Below are 18,644 nucleotides of genomic sequence, written 5' to 3' on the forward strand. Positions count from 1 at the left end.
GCCCTCGTAGCCTTTCCGGATGCAGATCACAGCGGCCGAGGCCAGGGTGCTGGCGGCCATCGACGAGCAGTGGATCGTGGATGCGCTGGTCGCCGAGGTGCGAGTGCCCAGCGTGACCGGTACTGCGGCGGAGTCCGAGCTGCAGCACCGGCAGGCCGCCGAGCTGGCCGCTCTGGGGATGGACGTGGACCTGTGGTCGATCGACGTGGAGCAGACCCGCCGGCACCCGGACTTCCCCGGTGACGAGACCGACCGCACCGAGGCCTACGGGGTGGTGGCCACCACCGGCCAGGGTGAGCCTGCGCTGGTGCTGCAGCACCACGTCGACGTGGTGCCGATCGGTGATCCGGGGAAGTGGGAGCACGCGCCGTTCGACGCCCGGATCGGGGGGACCACGGGGGGCGACGTGCTGCACGGTCGCGGGGCCTGCGACATGAAGGCCGGAGCGGTCGCGAACATGGCTGCGGTGCGGGCGCTGCTGACCTCCGGGGTGCGGCTCGAGCGACCGCTGGCCGTGCACTCGGTGATCAGTGAGGAGGACGGCGGGCTCGGTGCCTTCGCCACCCTGATCCGCGGACACCGGGGTGCCGCCGCGGTGATCAGCGAGCCGACCTCCGGCCGGCTGGTCACCGCGAACGCCGGCGCACTGACCTTCGAACTGCGGTGTCCGGGGCGCGCCGCGCACGGCAGCACCCGACTGGAGGGAGTCAACGCCTTCGACGCGTTCCTGCCGGTGCACCGGGCGCTCGCGCAGTTGGAGGCGGCCAGGAACACTGCGCCCGACCCGCGGTTCGCCGACAACCCGCTGCCCTACCCGATCTCGATCGGGCGGGTGCGGACCGGTGACTGGGCCAGCAGTGTGCCCGACCTGCTGATCGCGGAGGGCCGCTACGGGGTCCGGATCGGCGAGGACCCGGCGGACGCGCGACGCGAGTTCGAGCAGGCGATCGCCGCGGTGTGCGCCGCCGACCCCTGGCTGGCCGATCACCCGGTCGTGATCAGCTGGCCGGGTGGGCAGTTCGCCAGCGGTGCGATCGACGACGACCACGAGTTCGTCCGGGCCGTCGCCGATGCCGCGGCGGACGTCTCCGGCGGCGTCCGCCCGCCCACCGCCGCCGCGCCCTACGGCAGCGACCTCCGCCTCTACACCGGCCTCGGCGGCATCCCCACCCTGCACTGGGGCCCGGGTGACGCCCGCTTCGCCCACGCCCCACGCGAGCAGGTGCAGCTGGACGAGGTCTTCATGGTCGCAAGAGGTCTCGCCCTACTGGCGGTGCGAAGTTGTTCTCACCCCACGAGCTGAAGCTTGCCATGTCCGGTCGCTCGTCGGGATCGTGCGGTCGAGCATCGCAGCACGGCGCGAGGTACGAGCAGAGTGCGAGAAGCGCAGAACCGCGGGATCCCTTCAAAGACGAACGACCCGCGGCCGCCAGGCCGCCATGTTCAGAGTGCAAGAAGCGCAGAACCGCGGGATCCCTTCAAAGACGAACGACCCGCGGCCGCCAGGCCGCCATGTTCAGAGTGCGGGAAGCGCAGGACGCGGGATCCCTGACAGGACGAGCGACCCGCGAGCGCCAGCTCGCCATGTCCAGCCAGGCCGCCATGTCCCGTTCAGATCACCCCTTGTTCGCGAACTCCTCGGCGGTCGCGCCGCCGGGGAAGCGGCGGACGAAGTCGACGACGCCGACCCAGGTCGGGCGGAGTGCGATGCGCGCCATGACGAGTCCGGGCTTGTCGATGTCCGCTCGCACGGCCTCGGCCGCCTCGTCGCCGGAGTACCGGCGGTGCGCGGCGATGTAGTCGGGCTCGACGCCGTCGGTGGTCGTGACGACCGCGTCGCCCCGCAGCTGCAACATCTCCGGCGGCTGACCGGCGGTGTCGATGGTGATCGCGATCGCCCGGCTGCGGCGGATCCCCTCGATCTTCGCGGCGCCACCGAAGGTGCTGAAGACGACCTCGCCGTCGCGGAAGAGGAACAGCACCGGGAACAGTCGCGGGGTGCCGTCGGGTGCCACGTAGGCGACCCGGGCCAACTCCGTCGAGTGCAGCAGGCGCTGCGCGACATCGGTGTCCAGCAAACCGGTGTCACCCTGCGGCAGGGTCATCGGGTCGAGCAGCCCGGCCAGCCGGTCGAAGGTCTGGTCCCAGCCCTGCCGTGCGGTGTCCTCGCCGGACAGCGGTCCGGGGGCCAGCAGCACGAAGGTCATTTCGGTGCCGTCTGCGGACGGCGCGAAGGTCACGGTCACCCGGGAGGAGGTGGGTGCCTCGTCGGCGCCGGACGGGTCCTGCCAGTCGAAGACGATCCGTGCCGGCGGCTCGAGAACCAGGTACCGGCCCGCGGTGGGGAAGCGGGTGCCGTCCGGACCGACGAGAGCGCCGGACCAGCCGCCGCCCACCCGCACGTCGATCTGCGCGGTCTCCGGATCGAGCTCGTAGCCGCGCGGTCCCATCCAGCGGGCGAGCTGGTCCGGTTCGGTCCAGGCCGCGTACACCCCGGCGGGCGGGACCGGGAAGTGCCGGACCAGGGTGATGGTGCGGTCGGCGGTGTCGGGTTCGAGCAGGGTCATGACGATGGTCCTTCCTGCTGGTGCGATGTGGTTCTCGGTGTGGGTTCTCCGGAGGCGTCCGGGCCGGCCTGGCCGAAGTGCTCGCCGAGCCGGTCGAAGCTCTCCGACCAGTGCCGGCGGTACTGCTCGAGCCAGTCGTCGGCGGCGAGCAGCGGAGCGGCCTCCAATCGGCACGGGCGCCACTGGGCGGACCGTCCCCGGCTGATCAGCCCGGCGTGCTCCAGCACCTTCAGATGTTTGGAGACGGCGGGCAGGCTCATCCGGAACGGTGCCGCCAACTCGGTCACGGTCGCCTCGCCCGACGCGAGCCGGGCGAGGATCGCCCGCCGGGTGGGGTCGGCGAGTGCGGCGAAGGTGACGCTGAGTCGGTCGGACACGATCCTCTTTCATATTGAACCGTTCGGTTAATTAACCGAACGGTGAAATGCTAGCGATGGTGGGCGACCGTCGCAAGGGTGCGGTGGCGATCTTCACCGTCGGCGTCGCGATCCCTGCCCGAGGCGCGGCGATCGCCGTCGACTGCTCTTCGATCCCCACTCGCTGCTCGTCGATCCCATCTGTCGCTGCGCGCCCCGTCATCAGATGCCGTTGATCTCCGTGGAGATCGCGGCGTGGTCGGCGTCCCGGGTGATGCCGGGCTCGGCGGGAGACGGGCGTGCTGATGTACTACCGGTGGTGCTCGCCGGGTAACGGTGCGCAGTGATGAACCGCTGGACGTGGCGAGCGTGGGTCCCCACCCACCGGAAGTGAGGCGCAGGCATGAGCACCCCCGAGGTCACCCCCGTCGGACCCGGCCCCGGCACCGACGAGCCGGACCAGGAACCGACGATCTTCGTGCTCTTCGGGGCGACCGGCGATCTCGCGCACCGGATGGTGCTGCCGGCCTACTACGAGCTCTACCGGCGCGGCCTGATGCCGGCGCACTGGGTGCTGATCGGCAACGGTCGCGGGGACGTGTCGCACGAGGACTTCCAGGGCGACGTGCGCGGAGCGGTCGAGGGCACCGGGGTGCAGCTCGACGAGCAGGAGTGGTCGGCCTTCGCCGGCCGGTTGCGTTTCGCGGGAGGCGGTTTCGACGACACCGACCCGGGCAGCCTGCTCGACGTCATCGACACCGTCCGCCACCAGGTCGGCGACAATGCCCGCTACATCCACTATCTCGCGGTGCCGCCGGTGGCATTCGGTCCGCTGACCGACGGGCTCAAGGCGCACGACCTGCTCACCCGGGCCAGGGTCGTCTACGAGAAGCCCTACGGCACATCACCGCAGAGCTTCCAGGAGCTCGACGACCGGGTGCACGCCGCGATGGACGAGAGCCAGGTCTACCGGATCGATCATTTCCTCGGCAAGGAGGCGACGCAGGACCTGCACGTGCTGCGGTTCGCCAACACCCTGGTGGCGTCCATCTGGAACAACCGGCACGTGGCGCAGGTGCAGATCGACGTCCCGGAGACCCTCGACGTCGCCGACCGCGCCGCCTTCTACGACGCGACCGGGGCGTTCCGCGACATGGTGGCCACGCACCTGTTCCAGGTCGCGGCCGAGATCGCCATGGAGCCACCGGTCTCGTTCTCCGCGGCGGACCTGCAGGATGCGCGTGAGTCGGTCATCGCGGCATTCCGGCCGCTCCGGTCCGAGGACGTGGTGTTCGGTCAGGTCGAGGGCTACCTGGACCTGCCGGAGGTGCGGGAGGGGTCGACCACCGAGACCTATGCCGCCGCCCGGCTGTGGGTCGACACCGACCGCTGGCGCGACGTCCCGTTCGTGCTGCGCAGCGGCAAGCAGCTGGCGAAGTCGGAGCAACGGGTCACGTTGATCCTCAAGGAGCCGGACGGGCCGCTGGACGGGGTCCCGCTGCACGCCGGCGAGCTGAGCTTCTCCCTCGCCGGCGACGGGGAGATCGAGCTGTCGCTCGTGCTGAAGAAGCCCGGGCCCGGGCTGGACACCGTCCGCCAGACCATGCGGCTGTCGCTGGACGACGTGCCCGACTCGGACCCGCTGCCGCCCTATGTCGCACTGCTGCACGACGTGACCTTGGGCGACCGCAGCCTCTTCACCACCGGTGCCGGGCTCGAGCAGGCGTGGCGGGCCGCGGCGCCGATCATCGATGCCCCGCCGACGCCGATCCGCTACGCCGTCGGCAGCGACGGTCCGGCCGAAGGTGATGCGCTCACCGACGGGATCGGTTGGGTGGCAGCGCAGTTCGACAGCTGAGCTGCCCCCGGGCCGGGTGGTCCGGCGCCAGGCAACCTGCGGCCGGGCCGTTGCATGCCGGCGATGCAGGCGGTGAGCCCGCACCGGGCGGGCGGTGCCTGTCGGATCGTCGACGGGGATCCGACGTCCGGTGCACTGCTGGTCGGCGCCGCCGAGGCCTATCCTCGGCAGGATGGACCGGCGGCGCATCGGGGTGACCGTGGTGGCACTCGTGCTGCTCGCCGCGCTGGTGGTCCCCGGGGTGCTCGGCCGTCGGGTGCAGGGCACGGCGACTCTCGCACCGCCCGCGCCGCGGCCGGCCGCCGGTCAGTGCCTGCTCGACCTGTCGCCGAGCGGCCGGCAGCCGTACCCGTCGGCGCGGGTGGGACCGTGCGACGGCGGCCAGATCGGCGAGATCGTCGGTGTGCACGACATCTCGGTCGACCCGCTGCCGTGCTGGGCCGATCTCACCGGCTATCTCGGACTGCCGGCCAGCGTGTACCGGGTCGACGGGTGGGTGGTGCGGCTGGCCGCCGGGACCGTGGTGTTCGGGCCGGATCCCGGCCAGCGCGCCGCGGGGCAGCGCTGGGTCGGCTGCGCGGTCCGCCCGCCGGCGTCGACGTCGCAGACGCTGCGCTACTCCGGGTCGGTGCGGAACGCCTTCGCCGGCGGGCGGCCGCCGTCGCCGTTCGCACTCTGCGCCGCCTCGGCCGAGGACCTGCTGGAGTCGGGCACCATCAGCTGCGCCGTCCCGCACGGGTTGGAGACGCTCGGCAACCGGTCGACCGCCGACGAGGCCGTCACCCAGGCGGTGCTGGACGCGGACTGCCTGGCACTGGCCCGGATCCTCACCGTCGCAGACGACCCGACCCGTGGCGGGCAGCTCGAGATCAGAGCGCTGGCCTACGGTTTCGGCGGCGCCGATCGCCCGGAGCAGGGTCTGACGCACAGCCGCAACTCGCTGGCCACCTGCGTGGTGACCCCGGCCGATCCGGGACGGCGGCTCGGCGGCACGGTGCTGGGCCTCGGGGGCTCGGCCGTGCCCTGGGTGGAATGAGCGGCGGACTCAGGACCCCTGCCGCTCGATCCGCTCCACCTCGCGTTCGGCCTTCTGCACGGCTGCGCCGGCCCGGGCCAGCAGCTTCCGGTGGTCGGTCATCTCGGACTTCAGCGTCGCCAGACGCTTCTCCAGCACGGTGATCTCGAGCTGGGCGTCATCCAGGGCGGAAGTGGCGGTCTGCTCCGCGGCCCGCGCCTTCTCCAGCGTCTCGGTCGCGGATGCCAAGCGTGCCTTGTGCCTGCCGACCCGGTCGGCCTCCTGTGCCGCGGCCACCCGCTCCCGTTCGCGTGCGGCGACGCCGCGCCGCCGGTGGTCCTCGGCGGCGCGATCCGCCTTGCGCTGCTTGCGGTCCCGGTCCTGCTGCACCGACGGGCCCGGTGTGTCGGCACCGCCCCGGATCAGGGTGAGCTGCGGGGAGATGTCGGGGCCGAAGCCGTCCCAGCTGCCGGGGCGCTGCAGGGTGCCGGTGCGCAGGCCGGTGGCGAGCTGGTCGTCGCCGAGCGCGCCGTTCAGCGTGGTGCCGATCTCGTCGCGGACCGCCGGCGTGGCGTCGGGCCAGTCGGCCGCCTCCACCGCCAGGCCGATGAGCTCTGCGACCAACTCGCGGCGGCGGGCACCCAGCTCGCGCAGCAGCGGCCCGTCGGCGGAGCGTTGCGCACTGCGCAGCTCCTGACCGAGCTGCAGGAGATCGTCGATCGCATCAGGAGCCGTGCGGGCCAACAGGTTCAGTGCATGTGCAGGGCGAGTCGGCTTGCGCAGCGCGGCGATCGCGGTGGCCGCCTCCCGATCTTTCGACGTCCGGGCATCTTTCGCCAATTCGGTACGTAACGGCAGGAATCGGTCGAGCGGTGCCGCATACAGCTGCTGCACCGCTTCGGCAACCCGGTCGTCCGTCACACCGAACATTCTGCCGCGCGGCGCCTCCGCTGGGTACGGTGCGACCCATGGCCGTGGGACCGGGGCGTCGCACGGGGTGGACCGTGCCGCTGGTGCTGCTGGGTGTCGTGCTCGCAGCGTGCACCTCGGGGGCCACCCCGGCCGCTGTGCAACCGCCGGCCGCCGGCACCCCATCGCCGTCGGCGCCGTCCCCGACACCCGGGTCCAGCAGCCCGGGCAGCGCGTCGGAGGTGACCCCCGTCCCCACCCCGACCCCGTCCGGCCGGGGTGGAGTCGAGGTGCGCACCCTGGTGTCCGGCCTCGACATCCCGTGGGACGTCACGTTCACCCCCGACGGGACGATGTTGTTCGACGAACGCGGGGGAGGGTTCTCGGCGCTGCGCCCGGACGGCGAACTGGTGCGGATCGAGGCGGACCTGTCCGACCTCTGGGTGGCGGGCGAGACCGGGCTGATGGGCATGGTCGTCGATCCGAGCTTCGCGTCGAACCGGACCGTCTACACCTGCATGGGACACCTCGGCGGGGTGCGGGACGTCCGGGTGGTCGCGTGGACCCTCGATGCCGGCTACACCCGGGCGGTGCGGGTGCCGGATCCGGTGGTCACCGGGATCGACATCACCACCGGACGGCACGGCGGCTGCCGACTGCGGTTCGACCAACGGGGCACGTTGGTGATCGGCACCGGCGACGCGGCGGTCGGCAGTCACCCGCAGGACCTCGGCGCCCTCAACGGCAAGATCCTGCGGGTCACCACCTCCGGGGCGCCGGCGCCGGACAACCCGTTCCTCGAGTCGGACGACCCGGCCACCCGCCTGGTCTTCAGCTACGGCCACCGGAACGTGCAGGGACTCGCGCTGCGGCCGGGAACCGGGCAGGTCTGGACGGTGGAGCACGGCGCCGGTGTCGAGGACGAGATCAACGCCCCGGTCTCCGGCGGCAACTTCGGGTACGACCCGGTCCCGGTCGACGGGCCCGGCTACGACGAATCGGTACCGATGACCGACCCGGCCCTGGGTCAGGTGCAGGAGGCGGTCGCGACCAGCGGCGCCACGACGGCGGGTTGGTCCGGTGCGACGTGGATCGACGGACCGCAGTGGGGTGAGCTCGACGGCGCGCTGGCCGTCGCGGCACTGGGCGGCGAGTCGCTGCAGGTCTTCCGGATCGACCGCGCCGGGGCGGTCCGCGGGACCTCGACCATCGCCGAGCTGTCCGGCACCCATGGCCGGCTGCGCACCGTGCAGAGCGGCCCGGACGGGGCGCTGTACGTCACGACCTCCAACGGGGGCGGACGGGACGAGATCCTCCGGGTCGCACCGGCGGCCTGATCCGGCCCCGCCGTTCGCCGACCTGTCGGGCACTCTTCTCGGGACCGGCCACCACCTCAGGGTGACGAGGCGCGGATCGTGGATCAGGAAGTCGACCCGGTCGGCGCAACGAAACCCGCCCGGCGCAACGCTGCGGCGTCGATGCGGTCGGGTGGGTGCGGCCGACGGCCTTGTCGCTGTGTGATCGGTGTGAACCATCAGCTCCGAAGTGGACCTGGGGGTGTCCGATAGGCCATTCTTGGTCCGAATCGTGCGCCGTGGGTCCTCCGGCGCTCCTGCCCGGGTCCGGGAGTCGACAGCCGCAGCTGACAGCCGCTACACAGTTGAGACCTCAGCTAGACACATCAGTGTCCGTCTCGTAATCTGACCGAGACCTTCAGTTGGATCGCCGGTCGGGGATCGGGAGGTCACCGCCGAGTCGACGCCGTCGGGGAGTCGAGCCGGGAACCCAAGGTTCCACTGGGGTGAATCCCCTGAGCTACGCGCCTTCGCGGAGGTCGGGGGTAGGGCCACTTCCTGGCCCGAATCCGTCAGCTAACCCGGTAGGCGGCAAGGAAGAAGGGTTTCGCCGTCTTGGCGACACATGCATCGACGCCGGAACTTCGGCGCCGCCCGCGAGGTCTGCGGGCACTTGCTCTGGGCGTGGCCGCGACAACGCTGTTCGGGCTGATCGGCGCGCTGCCGGCCGCCGCGGACCCGGTCGGCACCGACGAGCCGGGCACCGCCTCCGAGGCGAAGACGGCCTGGGAGGAGTCGCAGCGCCAGGCCGAGATCTCCGCCGAGGCGCTCAACGGCGCGAAGCAGGCCAAGGCCGACGCGGACGCCGCCTCGAAGAAGGCCGCCGCCGCCCAGGTCGCCGCCGAGAAGGCCGCCGGCACCGCGAAGACCACCGCCGAGAAGGCCGCCGCAACCGCCAAGAGCTACCAGTCGGATCTCGACCAGTTCGCCAGCGCCACCTTCCGCGGCGCGCGGACCGGGACGATGAGCCTGCTGCTCACCGCCGACTCCGCCGAGGACTTCCTCGACCAGGCCACCGCCGTCGAGCGGGTCGCCGCCGACACCCACGCCACGATGGACACCGCGCTGCAGGCGAAGGCCGACGCCGCGACCGAGTCCACCAAGGCCGCGTCCGCCGCGGTGACCGCGACCCAGGCCGCGACCGAGGCGGCCACCGCCGCCGAGGCCGCCACCAAGGCCGAGACCGAGGCCGCCGCCAAGAAGACCGCCATGGACACTGCGGTCTCCGACGCCAAGGCCCTCTACGACAAGCTGTCGGAGGAGGAGCGGCTGGCCGCGGAGCGTGCCGCCGAGCAGGCCCGTCGGGAGTCCGAGGCCCGGGCCGCCGCGCTTGCCGCGCAGCAGGCCGCCGCCGAGGAGGCCGCCGCCCGCGAAGCCGCCGCTGCTGCCGCCGCCGCGCCGTCCACCAGCGCCGCGGCCGAGGCCGACACCCTGGTGGCGCCGGCCTCCGAGGCGCCTGTCTCCGAGGCGGCCCCGCCCGCCGAAGAACCGGCGCCCACCACCGAGGCGGCCGCCCCGCCGGCCGTGTCCGGTGGCGACCAGCTCGGCCAGATCGCCGCGCAGGCGGCGCTGACCAAGGTCGGCGCCGGCTACTGCTACGCCTGTGACGGCCCGGACGCCTTCGACTGCTCGGGTCTGACCACCTGGGCGTGGGGCCAGGCCGGCATCGGGATCCCGCGGGCCAGCTACCTGCAGGCCGAGCTGCCGTCGGTGCCGCTGGACCAGCTGCAGCCCGGTGACCTGGTCACCTACTACAGCCCGGTGAGCCACGTCGCGATCTACGTCGGCGACGGCATGGTCGTCAGCGCCGCCACCTACAGCGTCGGTGTCGTGCTGGTGCCGGTCGACGGTGCGGGCCCGAACCCGACCGGACACCGCGTCCCGCGCTGATCCTCACTGCTTCTCGAAGAGCCCGCCCCTGATCCGGGGCGGGCTCTTCGGCGTTGTGGGCATGTGTTCCGCCGCCGGGGGGCCGGCGCCGGCTGATCCGGCGGGCCGACTGTGCGGCTGGCGGGCCGGGTCGGGGACCGTTTCACCTCGCCCACCGGTGGAAAGGTGGGCCCGCGATTCCTGCGGGCACGTCGGCGTGGGCCCCCGGGGATGTACCAGCGGGAGAGTCGCCTGATGTCGCGCACCTGCTCCGCCCGAGTGGCCCCGGGCTCGGGATCAGGGACCGTTTCCACCGCCCACCGATGGAAACGGTCCCGGATTCTCCCGGGACTGGATGCCGGCCCCCGGGTCAGGGACCAGCGGGAACCGGCCGGATCTCGGACCGGATCGACGGCGGAGCGGAGGGAGCGACATCCGGCGGCCGGCACCCGACCGGTGACGGCGCGCGGACGACCTGGCGGATCCGCCGGTGCCCGCACACACGAAAGTCCGGGGCGTTCCAGCGGGAACGCCCCGGACGAGCCGACCGGACAGGGCCGGCAGGACCGACGAAGGTCAGCGGGTGACGAGGACCACGATCAGCGCGGCGCAGGCGACGAGCGCGCAGATGATGACCGGCCAGGCCCAGCCCGGCATCCCGTTCCGTACCGGCTCCTCCTCCTCGACGAACCGACGGAACATCTGGGTGTCGGCGATGGATCCCTCGTCACGGGGGTGTTCAGGGCTGGTCATGGCTCCCATGAAACACCAAGGAGCGGAAATCCTCGCCGTCCGCGCGGGTGGATGTGAACAGTCCGACCCGACGCAACCTCAGGCGTAGATCTCGTCCAGACGCTGCTGCCAGGCCGCGCTGACGGCCTCGGCGGTCGGGCCGTCGGCATCGGCGTCCGGGAAGCGGTGGACGGTGACGGCGACCGGGGCGCCGAAGAAGTTGCGGCCGAAGATGCGGATGAGCGCGTCGTCGGTGCGCAGGCCGATGAAGGCGTGGTTCCGGTGGTCGACCTCGACATCGACGACCACGCCGACCGCCGGCAGCGCGAGTTGGATCCGGTCGCCCTGCTGCACCCCGTCCCCGATCCCCAGGGCGAGCAGCAGGGTGCGCAGTCCTTCCGGGTTCTGCGAGGAGGCGGGAGCCGTCGCCTCCGAGTAGCTGACGGTGCGGCCGGCGAAGTGCTGGACGTACTGGCGGAGCGTGTGCAGGTAGAAGTCGGTGTGCTGGTCGGCGCCGTCGTACTGGGTGTCCCAGTCCTCGGTGATCACCCCGCTGTGCACGTAGCGGACGGTCGCGCCGCCCGGGCGGGCGGAGATCTCGTGCTCGAGCTGGTTGAACCAACCGTCCTCGCCGTCGACCCGGGTGACGAAGTGGTGCGGCGGGTCCCAGACGGTGACCACGCCGCCGAACGCAGCGGCACCACCCACCCGCGGCTCGAACTCCATCGGCCACAGCCAGCCGCCGACGTTCGTGGTCACGGCGTCGAACACCTGCTCAGGGGTGCCCTCCACGTCGAAGGTGCGGGCGATGTCGAAACGCTTGCCGGTCATGGGGTGCTCCTCGGGGTCCGTGCGGTGGGCAGTGCGGTGGGTGGTGTGGGGGAATCGCGGTGGGTGGTTCCGGGGGAACGCAGCCGGTGATGTGGGGGGATCGCTGCGGGTGGTGCGGGAGACGTCAGGTCGGTGGTGCGGACGTGCGGACGGCCTTCGGACCGGAAACAGCTGCACCGTCACCGGTCTCGCGCAGGGTCGGGTGCATGGCGAGCACCAGGCGGTGCCCGCGCGCGCCGGGTGCCTGCGGGCGGTGGTAGCGGTCGACCAGCTCGTCGACCGACGCCGCGAGTTCGCGGGCGAAGGCGGCGCGGTCGGCGGCGGAGGCGAAGTCGATCCGGGTGTCGCCGGCGAAGGTGGCCAGCGGTTGCCCGGCGGCCCGCGCGCCGGCCACCAGGGTGCCGACCTCCCGCACCAACCGGGCGGACAGCGCCAGCAACCACCCGGCGGAGTACTCGTCTCGGGAGCGCGCCGGGTCGGGCGCGACCGGCAGGAGCGCGGCGGGGGAGATCACGAACGACGCGGCCACCGCCTTCAGTACCCGCTCGGTCATGTTGCCCTTGCGGCGCTCCTCGACCAGCTCGATCAGCCCGACCCGTTCGAGGGCGTGCAGGTGGTAGTTCACCTTCTGCCGGGACAGCCCCACCGACGCGGCGAGGGTGCTGGCGGACCCCGGACTGACCAGGGCCGCCAGCAGCCCGGCCCGGACCGGATCCAGGACGACCTCCGCCGCCGCCGGATCCTCGATGACCGCCACCTCGTCCATGGCGATCACCCTCGCACCGAAAGGAAATGTTGTCAAGACAGTTGTATCTGTCGGTCGGTGTTCGCCTCGTGGGTGATGCGCCTCATGGCGGTCCGGGCGGGCGAAACAGCAGGGCAACCGTGTGGCAGAGACCGATGCACCACAGGGTGTCGGGGACAATCAGCGGGCACCGGACACCGCCACCCGGGGCATCGTCACCAGGGGTGACGGAACGGTGGAGGTGACGGATGACAGGCGCGCCACGGGCACGCATCGCGATGCTCGTCGCGGCCCTGCTCGCCGGCCTCCTCCAGTTCGTCACGCCGGTCCAGGTCCTGGCCGCGCCCGCACCGGCCACCCCGACCGCGACCACCCAGGCCCCGAGCACCAGCACCCCCACCACGCAGACCGCGGGCGGAGGTGTCGCCGGCGGCTACGTCCCGATCACCCCGGCCCGGATCCTGGACACCCGGATCGGTACCGGAGCCCGACAGGGCGTGGTGGGCAACGGATCGCTCCCCGTCCGGGTCCGCGGCTGGGTGCCGTCGAGCGGCGTCGCCGCCGTGCTGATCCAGATCACCGCCGTCGCGCCGACCACGTCCGGTTTCCTCACCGCCTACCCGGACGGCACGACGCGGCCGGGTGTCGCCCAGCTCAACTACACCGCGGGCAGCAGCGGTACCGCCACCGCGCTGGTCACCCTGGGCGGCGACGGCCGCTTCCGGATCGCCAACCTGCCCACCGCCGTCGCCGGGCACGCCCACCTGGTCGTCGACCTGCTCGGCTGGACCCGCAGCGGCACCGCGGTCGCCGGTGGGTTCACCGCCCTGGCCACCGGCACCCGGCTGGCCGACACCCGCACCGGTCTGGGTCTGCGACGCGGCACGGTCACCGGATCGACGCCGCTGCCGGTGCCGGTGTACGGCCGGGCCGGGGTGCCGGCGGGGGTGAGCGCAGTGCTGGTCACCGTGACGGCAGTGGCCCCGGTCGGCGGCGGCTACCTGCGACTGGGCGGCACCGGATCCGCTCCGGCCACGGTGCTGAACTTCTCGTCGGGGCGGAGCACCACCGCCTTCGCCGTGGTGCCGGTGTCCGCCGACGGCCGGATCGCGATCACCCCGGGCGTCCCCGGCCGCACCCACGTCGTCATCGATGTCGCCGGGTACGTCGCGGGCGGCAGGGCGTCCGCCGCCGGGACGCTGCAGACCGGACCGGCCGCGCGGCTGCTGGACACCCGGACGAACCGTTCCGTCGGGCCCGGGAAGGCCGTGGCGGTCCGGGTGCTGGGCCGCGGCGGGGTGCCGGCCGAAGGCGCCACCGCCGTCGCGCTCGCCGTCTCCGTCGTCGGCCCCACCGCCGCCGGCTACCTGACCGTCGGCCCGACCGCGGGCGGCCGGGCGGCCACCGTGCTCAACTACCCCGCCGGGCAGACCCTCACCACCACTGTGCTGGTCCCGGTCGGAGCGGACGGCACCGTCACCGTGACCGGTGTCAGCACCGGGCAGCAGCACGTGGTCATCGATCTCGCCGGCTGGTACCTCCCCGGCGGTGTCGCGGCCACGGTCGCCGTCACCGCCTGCACCCCCTCGGTGTCCTCCCGCCTCACCGCGCCGGACGGGTCGGCGATCCCGGGCGCCGCGCCCGGCGCGACGGTCCGGTACGCGGTGGCGATGCGGAACGACCCGACCGGCTCCTGCCTGTCCACCCCCGGGGACCCGACGGTGTCCGGCACCGTGCGCCTGGTCCCGTCCGGCCCCGGGGTGCTGCCGTCGGCGTGCACGACCGCGGGTGGCGCGTGCGTCACCGAGGTGCAGGCCTGGATCGAGATCCACACGGCCGCCGGCTGGCGGGCGCTGCCGACCGAGCAGACGGTGAACACCACCGCCGCCGCGGTACTGGCCACCCGCTGTCCCGGCGGGGCCGCCGCCGGGTGCGCCTCTTCCGCCCTGCGGTCCGGGGTGGTGGAGGCGACCCTGCCGACGGCGGTCCCGTGCGCCGCAGACTCCGGGTCATGCACCGCCTCCGGGACCACCCTGGCCTTCCGCTACCACCCGCGGCTGACCGGGTCGCAGCTCGCCCGGATCGCCGCGTGCGCCGCCGGTTCCGCCTGCGATGCCGCGAGAGTCGCCGTCCGGGTGGACTTCTCGGATCCCGGCCACGGATCGGTGGTCACCGTCGCTGACCTGCCGGCCGGGAGCGACGGCACCGCCCGGTCGGTCGCCGTCCGGGTGGACACCCCGGCCGGCACCGGAACCACTCTTCGCCCGGACGATCTCGCCCCCGGTACCTCGGTCCGGGTCGCTTCTGCGGCGAGCTACACCGTGCCGGCCGCCGCCTCGACGCAGTTCGCCGCGACCCTGACCACGTCCTGGACGGGGGGCCGGACCGTCGGACGGCTGCTCACCCCGATCACCGCCCGGGCCGACACCGCCCCGATGACGCTCGCCGTCGACACCGCCGCGATCACCTCGGGCGTGTCCACCACGGTGGTCATGAGCTCGGTGGCGCTGGGTGTGCGGACCGGCGCGGTGGAGATCCGCGATGCCTCGAACGTCCGGCTCGGGTTCCTGCGGGACGACGGACGTTCGCCGGATCTCGTTGCCGGGGACGGCGTTTCGACCGGATCGGTGGCGGTGCGGTCGACCGCGTCGAGCGTCGGGATCCGTGCCGTCGGCACCATCGACGGCGCCCCGGCGCAGAGTCGGACGGTCACCCTGCAGGTCACCCCGGCAGGTCTGCCGGTGGATGCGGCGACAAGCCCGCCGGATGCGGTGATCACCGTCGCCGGTGAGCAGGTGCGGTCCGACACCTTGCTGGTCCGGCTCGACGAGCACATCGACCCGGCGGTGATCAGTTCCGCCGCCGACCGGGTCGGTGGCGAGGTACTCGGCCGGGTCGGTGACTCCTGGCAGGTCGGGTTCCCGGCCGTCGCGGCCGCCGGGACCCTGGAGCTGCTGGCCGGCCGGATCGAGGCGCTGCCGGGGGTCGCCGCGGTCGAGACCGACCCCGTAGGTGAGGGTTCCGCGCTCACCCCGAACGACCCGGCCTACGCCGAGCAGTGGTCGATGCCGGCCACCCGGACCGACGAGCTCTGGGCCACAGGGCAGGGCGCGCCGGTGGTGGTGGCGGTCGCCGACACCGGGATCGACCAGGACCACCCGGATCTGGTGGGCCGGATCCTGCCCGGGATCAACGTGCTCGACGGCGGTACGAACACCGCGGCCGGCCCGGAGGACGACCACGGCACGCACGTCGCCGGGATCATCGCCGCCGCCGGCAACAACGGGCGCGCGGTGGCCGGGGTCGACTGGTCCGCCCGGATCATGCCGATAGTGCTCTGCGAGGGCCGGGCCTGCGGGACGGCAGCCCAACTGGCGCAGGCGATCCGGTACGCAGCGGCGCACGGCGCCCGGGTGCTGAACCTGTCACTCGGCGGCTACCCGCGGTCCGAGGTGGTGGCCGAGGCGCTGCAGGAAGCGGCGGCGGCGTCGATGCTGGTGGTCACCGCGGCGGGGAACTGCGGCGGCGCGACCTACTACTTCAACGGCTGCTCGACCCGGAACGAGGTCGACTACCCGGCCGGCTTCACCGGATCCGAGACCTTCGGCGGCACCACGTACGTGAACAACCTGCTGACGGTCGGGTCGACCGACCGGTCCGGCACCCGCTCTGAGTTCTCCAACCACGGTTCCTACGTGGACATCTCGGCTCCCGGGACCGACATCGTCTCCACCTGGCCGGGCGGTGGCCGGGCCAGCGAGAGCGGCACCTCGATGTCGGCTCCGATGGTCGCCGGCGCCGCGGCGGCCGTGCTCGCCAAGCAACCCACCGCCTCGGACGCGCAGGTACGTTCGCGGCTGATCGCCGCGGCCGGAGGGTCACCCGGCGACGGCATGGGATCCGGCGTCCTGGACACCTTCGAGACGGTGGTCCGCGGCGGCTTCGAGACCGGTGACCTGACCGCGTGGACCCGGACCGGGACCACCCAGGTGCTGGACGGGATCGGCCCGGTGACCGCACCGGACGGGTCGCGGCGGATCGGCCTGCTCTCCACCACCGGCGGCCCCGCCGCCTCCTTGTCGCTGACCCTGCCGATGGTGGCCTCGGCGAAGGACCGTACGGTGCGGCTGCGCTACGACCTGCTCGGCGCATCCGGCGCGGACACCCGGCTGGTGATCACCACCCGCAGCGCCGGCGGTGTCGTCCGGTCGACCGTCGCGGTCCGGTTGGCCACCGCGACGCTGCCGACCTTCCCGGCCACCGGCACCGCGCTCGGCCCGGGAGCCGTGCAGACCGGGTGGCGAACAGCGGTTCTCACGATCCCGGGGGCCGACACCGCGACGGTCGTCCGCGTCGAACTGCAGAGCTCGGTCGCTGCAGCGGCCGCGGTGGACCGCCTGGAGCTGCGCTGACCGTCCCGGGTCAGAGCTGGGTGAGGGTGACAACCGCGGCGACGCCGTTGAACGTCATGTGCGCGACGATCGCGCTGCCCAACCGCCCGGTGTGCATGGTCAGCAGCGCACACACGCCGCCCATCAGCAGCAGGCTCGTGCCGAGCGGCAGCACCGAGTAGGGGTCGGTCAGCTCCGGCAGGTGCAGCACCACGAACAGCACCGACGACAGTCCGACGGTGATCCACCGGCAGCGCGCCTGGCGGGCCGGATCGGTGAGCTGCGCGGGGGTGAGCCGGCGCTGCAGGCTCGACATCGACGACCGGATCAGCAGTCCGCGGAAGAACAGTTCCTCCACCACCGGCGCGATCAGCGTGGCGCCGACGACCAGGTTGAGCACCAGCGCGACGTCGCCGATGCCGGAGGTCACCGACTCGAGGTTGCCGCGGCCGACGCCGCCCTGTAGCGCGCTGATCGCCAGGGTGAGGATGACCGACACGACGCGCATGCCGAGCCCGACCCCGAGGCCGATGGCGAGGTCGACGGGCTTGATCACCAGACCGAGATCCCTGCGCAAATTTCCGGTCCCGTGCCGCCGGGACGCCCACCAGGCCGCTCCGGTCAGGCCGAGCCAGATCGGCAGGAACCCGGCGACGAGCAGCGAGACCTCCCGCGGGATGCCCTCGAACACGCCGAACGGCCAGGACAGCGCGGCGCTGAGCACCAGCACCAGGCCGAATCCGGCCAGGACGTCGACCAGCGACCACCGGCCGTCGCCCCGGCCATGTGTCGGTCCGTCGGGTCGGCGGCCCGGCGTGGTGTCGGCGGGTGCGGCCAGGATGGCCGGCAGCGGTTGGGTGATGGGCTCGGCCCAGGCGGTTGCGTCGTGAGGCGGGGCGGCGGCACCGGGCGGGGCCGGCGAGGCGGTCGGGGCGGGCGGCGCCCAGGGATCCGGGGGACCGTCGGTGCGCACCATGTCAGATCCCCCGGTAGTCGATCCGCGCCATCCGCGGGCCGAACCGCGGGTTGGTGGCGCCGCTGCACTCGATCAGCCGGACCACCCGGTGCCGGTGGCCGCGCCACGGCTCCAGCAGCTCCAGCATGCCGTCGTCGTCCACCCGACGGCCGATCAGCGCGGACCCGACGAAGTGGGCGAGGTGGTAGTCCCCGACGCTGACCGTGTCCGGATCGCCGTGCGCCTTCTGCATGACCTCCGCGGCGGTCCACGGCCCGATCCCGGGGACGGCGGTCAGCACGGCCGCGACCTCCGGGCCGCCGCGGCCGCGGGTCAGCGTGCGCTCCAGGGCGTCGGCCACCCGGGCGGCGCGCATGGCGGTGGCCGCCCGCTTCGGGTCGACGCCGGCCCGGTGGAACTCCCAGGACGGCACCCCCCGCCAGTGTGCAGGCGTGGGGAACAGCCGCATGCCGTCCGGCGCGGGCCCGGGCGGGATCGCACCGAATCGCCGGATCAACTGCCGATAGGACAGCCAGGCGTCCACGCCCAGCACCTTCTGCTCCAGGATCGCCGGGGCCAGGGATTCCCAGACCAGGCCGGTGCGCGGGATGCGCAGGCCGGGCAGCCGGTGCCGGGTCCGGGTGAGCAACAGGTGCGAGGACACGTCGAGTTCCGACCAGTCGTCCCCCTCTCCCAGCAGCTCCGGGACCTGGTCCAGGAACCAGCCGGCCCCCGGGCCCCAGGCCGTCGCCTGCACCTCCGCGGCGTCGGTGCTGCCACCGCGGACCCGCAGGTGCAGGGTGGCCGGACCGGCCGGCGTGGTGCTGACCCGCCAGGCCTCGTCGTGCCCGAGGCGCAACGCCGGGTCGCCCGCGCCGCGACGCAGCGGCCCCAGGGTGGAGTGCAGGTCCACCGGTCGGCCGGGTCGCCAGATGGAGGCGAGCGGCGTCGTGGTGGGCGCGGTCATCCCTCCAGGGTGCCGTACCGGACCGACGGTCCCGGTGAGCGGTGGCGGTCGGGACCCGCAGAGGTGCAAGGTCTGGACTGTTGCTTCAGGGTTT

Annotated in this window: 15 protein-coding genes and 1 riboswitch; of the genes, 6 read left to right on the forward strand and 9 right to left on the reverse strand. The window is 73.1% G+C overall.

Annotation, left to right across the window (positions count from 1 at the left end; translation table 11 throughout):
* Positions 1–19: 19 nt before the first annotated feature.
* Positions 20–1,303: a M20/M25/M40 family metallo-hydrolase gene (locus GIS00_RS15075; protein ID WP_154769213.1), complete on the forward strand. Its 1,284-nt coding sequence runs from the start codon at positions 20–22 to the stop codon at positions 1,301–1,303.
* Positions 1,304–1,616: 313 nt separating this feature from the next.
* Here the strand turns inward: GIS00_RS15075 and GIS00_RS15080 are convergent, their stop codons facing one another.
* From GIS00_RS15080 to GIS00_RS15090, 3 genes are all read right to left on the reverse strand, one after another.
* Positions 1,617–2,567: an SRPBCC domain-containing protein gene (locus tag GIS00_RS15080; RefSeq protein ID WP_154769214.1), complete on the reverse strand. Its 951-nt coding sequence runs from the start codon at positions 2,565–2,567 to the stop codon at positions 1,617–1,619.
* Positions 2,564–2,947: an ArsR/SmtB family transcription factor gene (locus tag GIS00_RS15085; protein ID WP_407666871.1), complete on the reverse strand. Its 384-nt coding sequence runs from the start codon at positions 2,945–2,947 to the stop codon at positions 2,564–2,566. Before GIS00_RS15085 ends, GIS00_RS15080 begins: the two co-directional genes overlap by 4 nt.
* A gap of 198 nt (positions 2,948–3,145) precedes the next feature.
* On the reverse strand, positions 3,146–3,304 hold the full coding sequence (locus GIS00_RS15090; RefSeq protein ID WP_154769215.1) for a hypothetical protein: 159 nt from the start codon (positions 3,302–3,304) through the stop codon (positions 3,146–3,148).
* 22 nt (positions 3,305–3,326) lie between these two features.
* Between GIS00_RS15090 and GIS00_RS15095 the strand changes: the two genes are divergently transcribed.
* A complete protein-coding gene (locus tag GIS00_RS15095; RefSeq protein ID WP_154769216.1) occupies positions 3,327–4,781 on the forward strand; it encodes a glucose-6-phosphate dehydrogenase in 1,455 nt (484 codons plus the stop codon).
* Positions 4,782–4,953: 172 nt separating this feature from the next.
* On the forward strand, positions 4,954–5,817 hold the full coding sequence (locus GIS00_RS15100; RefSeq protein ID WP_154769217.1) for a hypothetical protein: 864 nt from the start codon (positions 4,954–4,956) through the stop codon (positions 5,815–5,817).
* Positions 5,818–5,826: 9 nt separating this feature from the next.
* Here GIS00_RS15100 and GIS00_RS15105 read toward each other — a convergent pair whose 3' ends face one another.
* Positions 5,827–6,717, reverse strand: coding sequence for a hypothetical protein (locus GIS00_RS15105; RefSeq protein ID WP_154769218.1), 891 nt, complete (start codon positions 6,715–6,717; stop codon positions 5,827–5,829).
* A gap of 47 nt (positions 6,718–6,764) precedes the next feature.
* On the opposite strand from GIS00_RS15105, the gene GIS00_RS15110 reads away from it, so the two are divergent.
* Entirely contained in the window at positions 6,765–8,042 is a 1,278-nt protein-coding gene (locus tag GIS00_RS15110; RefSeq protein ID WP_154769219.1) for a PQQ-dependent sugar dehydrogenase, read from the forward strand.
* A gap of 401 nt (positions 8,043–8,443) precedes the next feature.
* A riboswitch (cyclic di-AMP (ydaO/yuaA leader) is annotated at positions 8,444–8,606 on the forward strand.
* 78 nt (positions 8,607–8,684) lie between these two features.
* Positions 8,685–9,950: a C40 family peptidase gene (locus tag GIS00_RS29010; RefSeq protein WP_154769220.1), complete on the forward strand. Its 1,266-nt coding sequence runs from the start codon at positions 8,685–8,687 to the stop codon at positions 9,948–9,950.
* A gap of 555 nt (positions 9,951–10,505) precedes the next feature.
* Here GIS00_RS29010 and GIS00_RS15120 read toward each other — a convergent pair.
* The 3 genes from GIS00_RS15120 to GIS00_RS15130 form a co-directional block, all read right to left on the reverse strand.
* Positions 10,506–10,682, reverse strand: a complete 177-nt coding sequence (locus GIS00_RS15120; protein ID WP_154769221.1) for a hypothetical protein — start codon at positions 10,680–10,682, stop codon at positions 10,506–10,508.
* A gap of 78 nt (positions 10,683–10,760) precedes the next feature.
* Positions 10,761–11,492 (reverse strand): SRPBCC family protein, encoded by a 732-nt coding sequence (locus GIS00_RS15125; protein ID WP_154769222.1) that lies wholly within the window; start codon positions 11,490–11,492, stop codon positions 10,761–10,763.
* Between the two features lie 124 nt (positions 11,493–11,616).
* Positions 11,617–12,258, reverse strand: a complete 642-nt coding sequence (locus GIS00_RS15130; protein WP_154769223.1) for an ArsR/SmtB family transcription factor — start codon at positions 12,256–12,258, stop codon at positions 11,617–11,619.
* Between the two features lie 227 nt (positions 12,259–12,485).
* Here GIS00_RS15130 and GIS00_RS28655 point away from each other — a divergent pair, with 227 nt between their 5' ends.
* Positions 12,486–16,649 carry a S8 family serine peptidase gene (locus GIS00_RS28655; RefSeq protein WP_154769224.1) on the forward strand — a complete coding sequence of 1,388 codons (4,164 nt, stop codon included), beginning with the start codon at positions 12,486–12,488 and terminating at the stop codon, positions 16,647–16,649.
* A gap of 10 nt (positions 16,650–16,659) precedes the next feature.
* Here GIS00_RS28655 and GIS00_RS15140 read toward each other — a convergent pair whose 3' ends face one another.
* Complete coding sequence (locus GIS00_RS15140; protein ID WP_154769225.1) at positions 16,660–17,604, reverse strand: CPBP family intramembrane glutamic endopeptidase; 945 nt, start codon at positions 17,602–17,604, stop codon at positions 16,660–16,662.
* A gap of 1 nt (position 17,605) precedes the next feature.
* Positions 17,606–18,550: a DNA-3-methyladenine glycosylase family protein gene (locus GIS00_RS15145; protein WP_154769226.1), complete on the reverse strand. Its 945-nt coding sequence runs from the start codon at positions 18,548–18,550 to the stop codon at positions 17,606–17,608.
* Positions 18,551–18,644 lie beyond the last annotated feature (94 nt).

It is taken from the genome of Nakamurella alba (genome assembly GCF_009707545.1).
GTDB lineage: Bacteria > Actinomycetota > Actinomycetes > Mycobacteriales > Nakamurellaceae > Nakamurella > Nakamurella alba.

Excerpts from the sequence above, each read along its gene's own strand:
- GIS00_RS15075 (WP_154769213.1), top strand. The coding sequence starts at position 20 with ATGCAGATCACAGCGGCCGAGGCCAGGGTGCTGGCGGCCATCGACGAG.
- GIS00_RS15080 (WP_154769214.1), bottom strand. The coding sequence starts at position 2,567 with ATGACCCTGCTCGAACCCGACACCGCCGACCGCACCATCACCCTGGTC.
- GIS00_RS15095 (WP_154769216.1), top strand. The coding sequence starts at position 3,327 with ATGAGCACCCCCGAGGTCACCCCCGTCGGACCCGGCCCCGGCACCGAC.
- GIS00_RS15100 (WP_154769217.1), top strand. The coding sequence starts at position 4,954 with ATGGACCGGCGGCGCATCGGGGTGACCGTGGTGGCACTCGTGCTGCTC.
- GIS00_RS15110 (WP_154769219.1), top strand. The coding sequence starts at position 6,765 with ATGGCCGTGGGACCGGGGCGTCGCACGGGGTGGACCGTGCCGCTGGTG.
- GIS00_RS15120 (WP_154769221.1), bottom strand. The coding sequence starts at position 10,682 with ATGACCAGCCCTGAACACCCCCGTGACGAGGGATCCATCGCCGACACC.
- GIS00_RS15125 (WP_154769222.1), bottom strand. The coding sequence starts at position 11,492 with ATGACCGGCAAGCGTTTCGACATCGCCCGCACCTTCGACGTGGAGGGC.
- GIS00_RS15130 (WP_154769223.1), bottom strand. The coding sequence starts at position 12,258 with ATGGACGAGGTGGCGGTCATCGAGGATCCGGCGGCGGCGGAGGTCGTC.
- GIS00_RS28655 (WP_154769224.1), top strand. The coding sequence starts at position 12,486 with ATGACAGGCGCGCCACGGGCACGCATCGCGATGCTCGTCGCGGCCCTG.
- GIS00_RS15140 (WP_154769225.1), bottom strand. The coding sequence starts at position 17,604 with ATGGTGCGCACCGACGGTCCCCCGGATCCCTGGGCGCCGCCCGCCCCG.
- GIS00_RS15145 (WP_154769226.1), bottom strand. The coding sequence starts at position 18,550 with ATGACCGCGCCCACCACGACGCCGCTCGCCTCCATCTGGCGACCCGGC.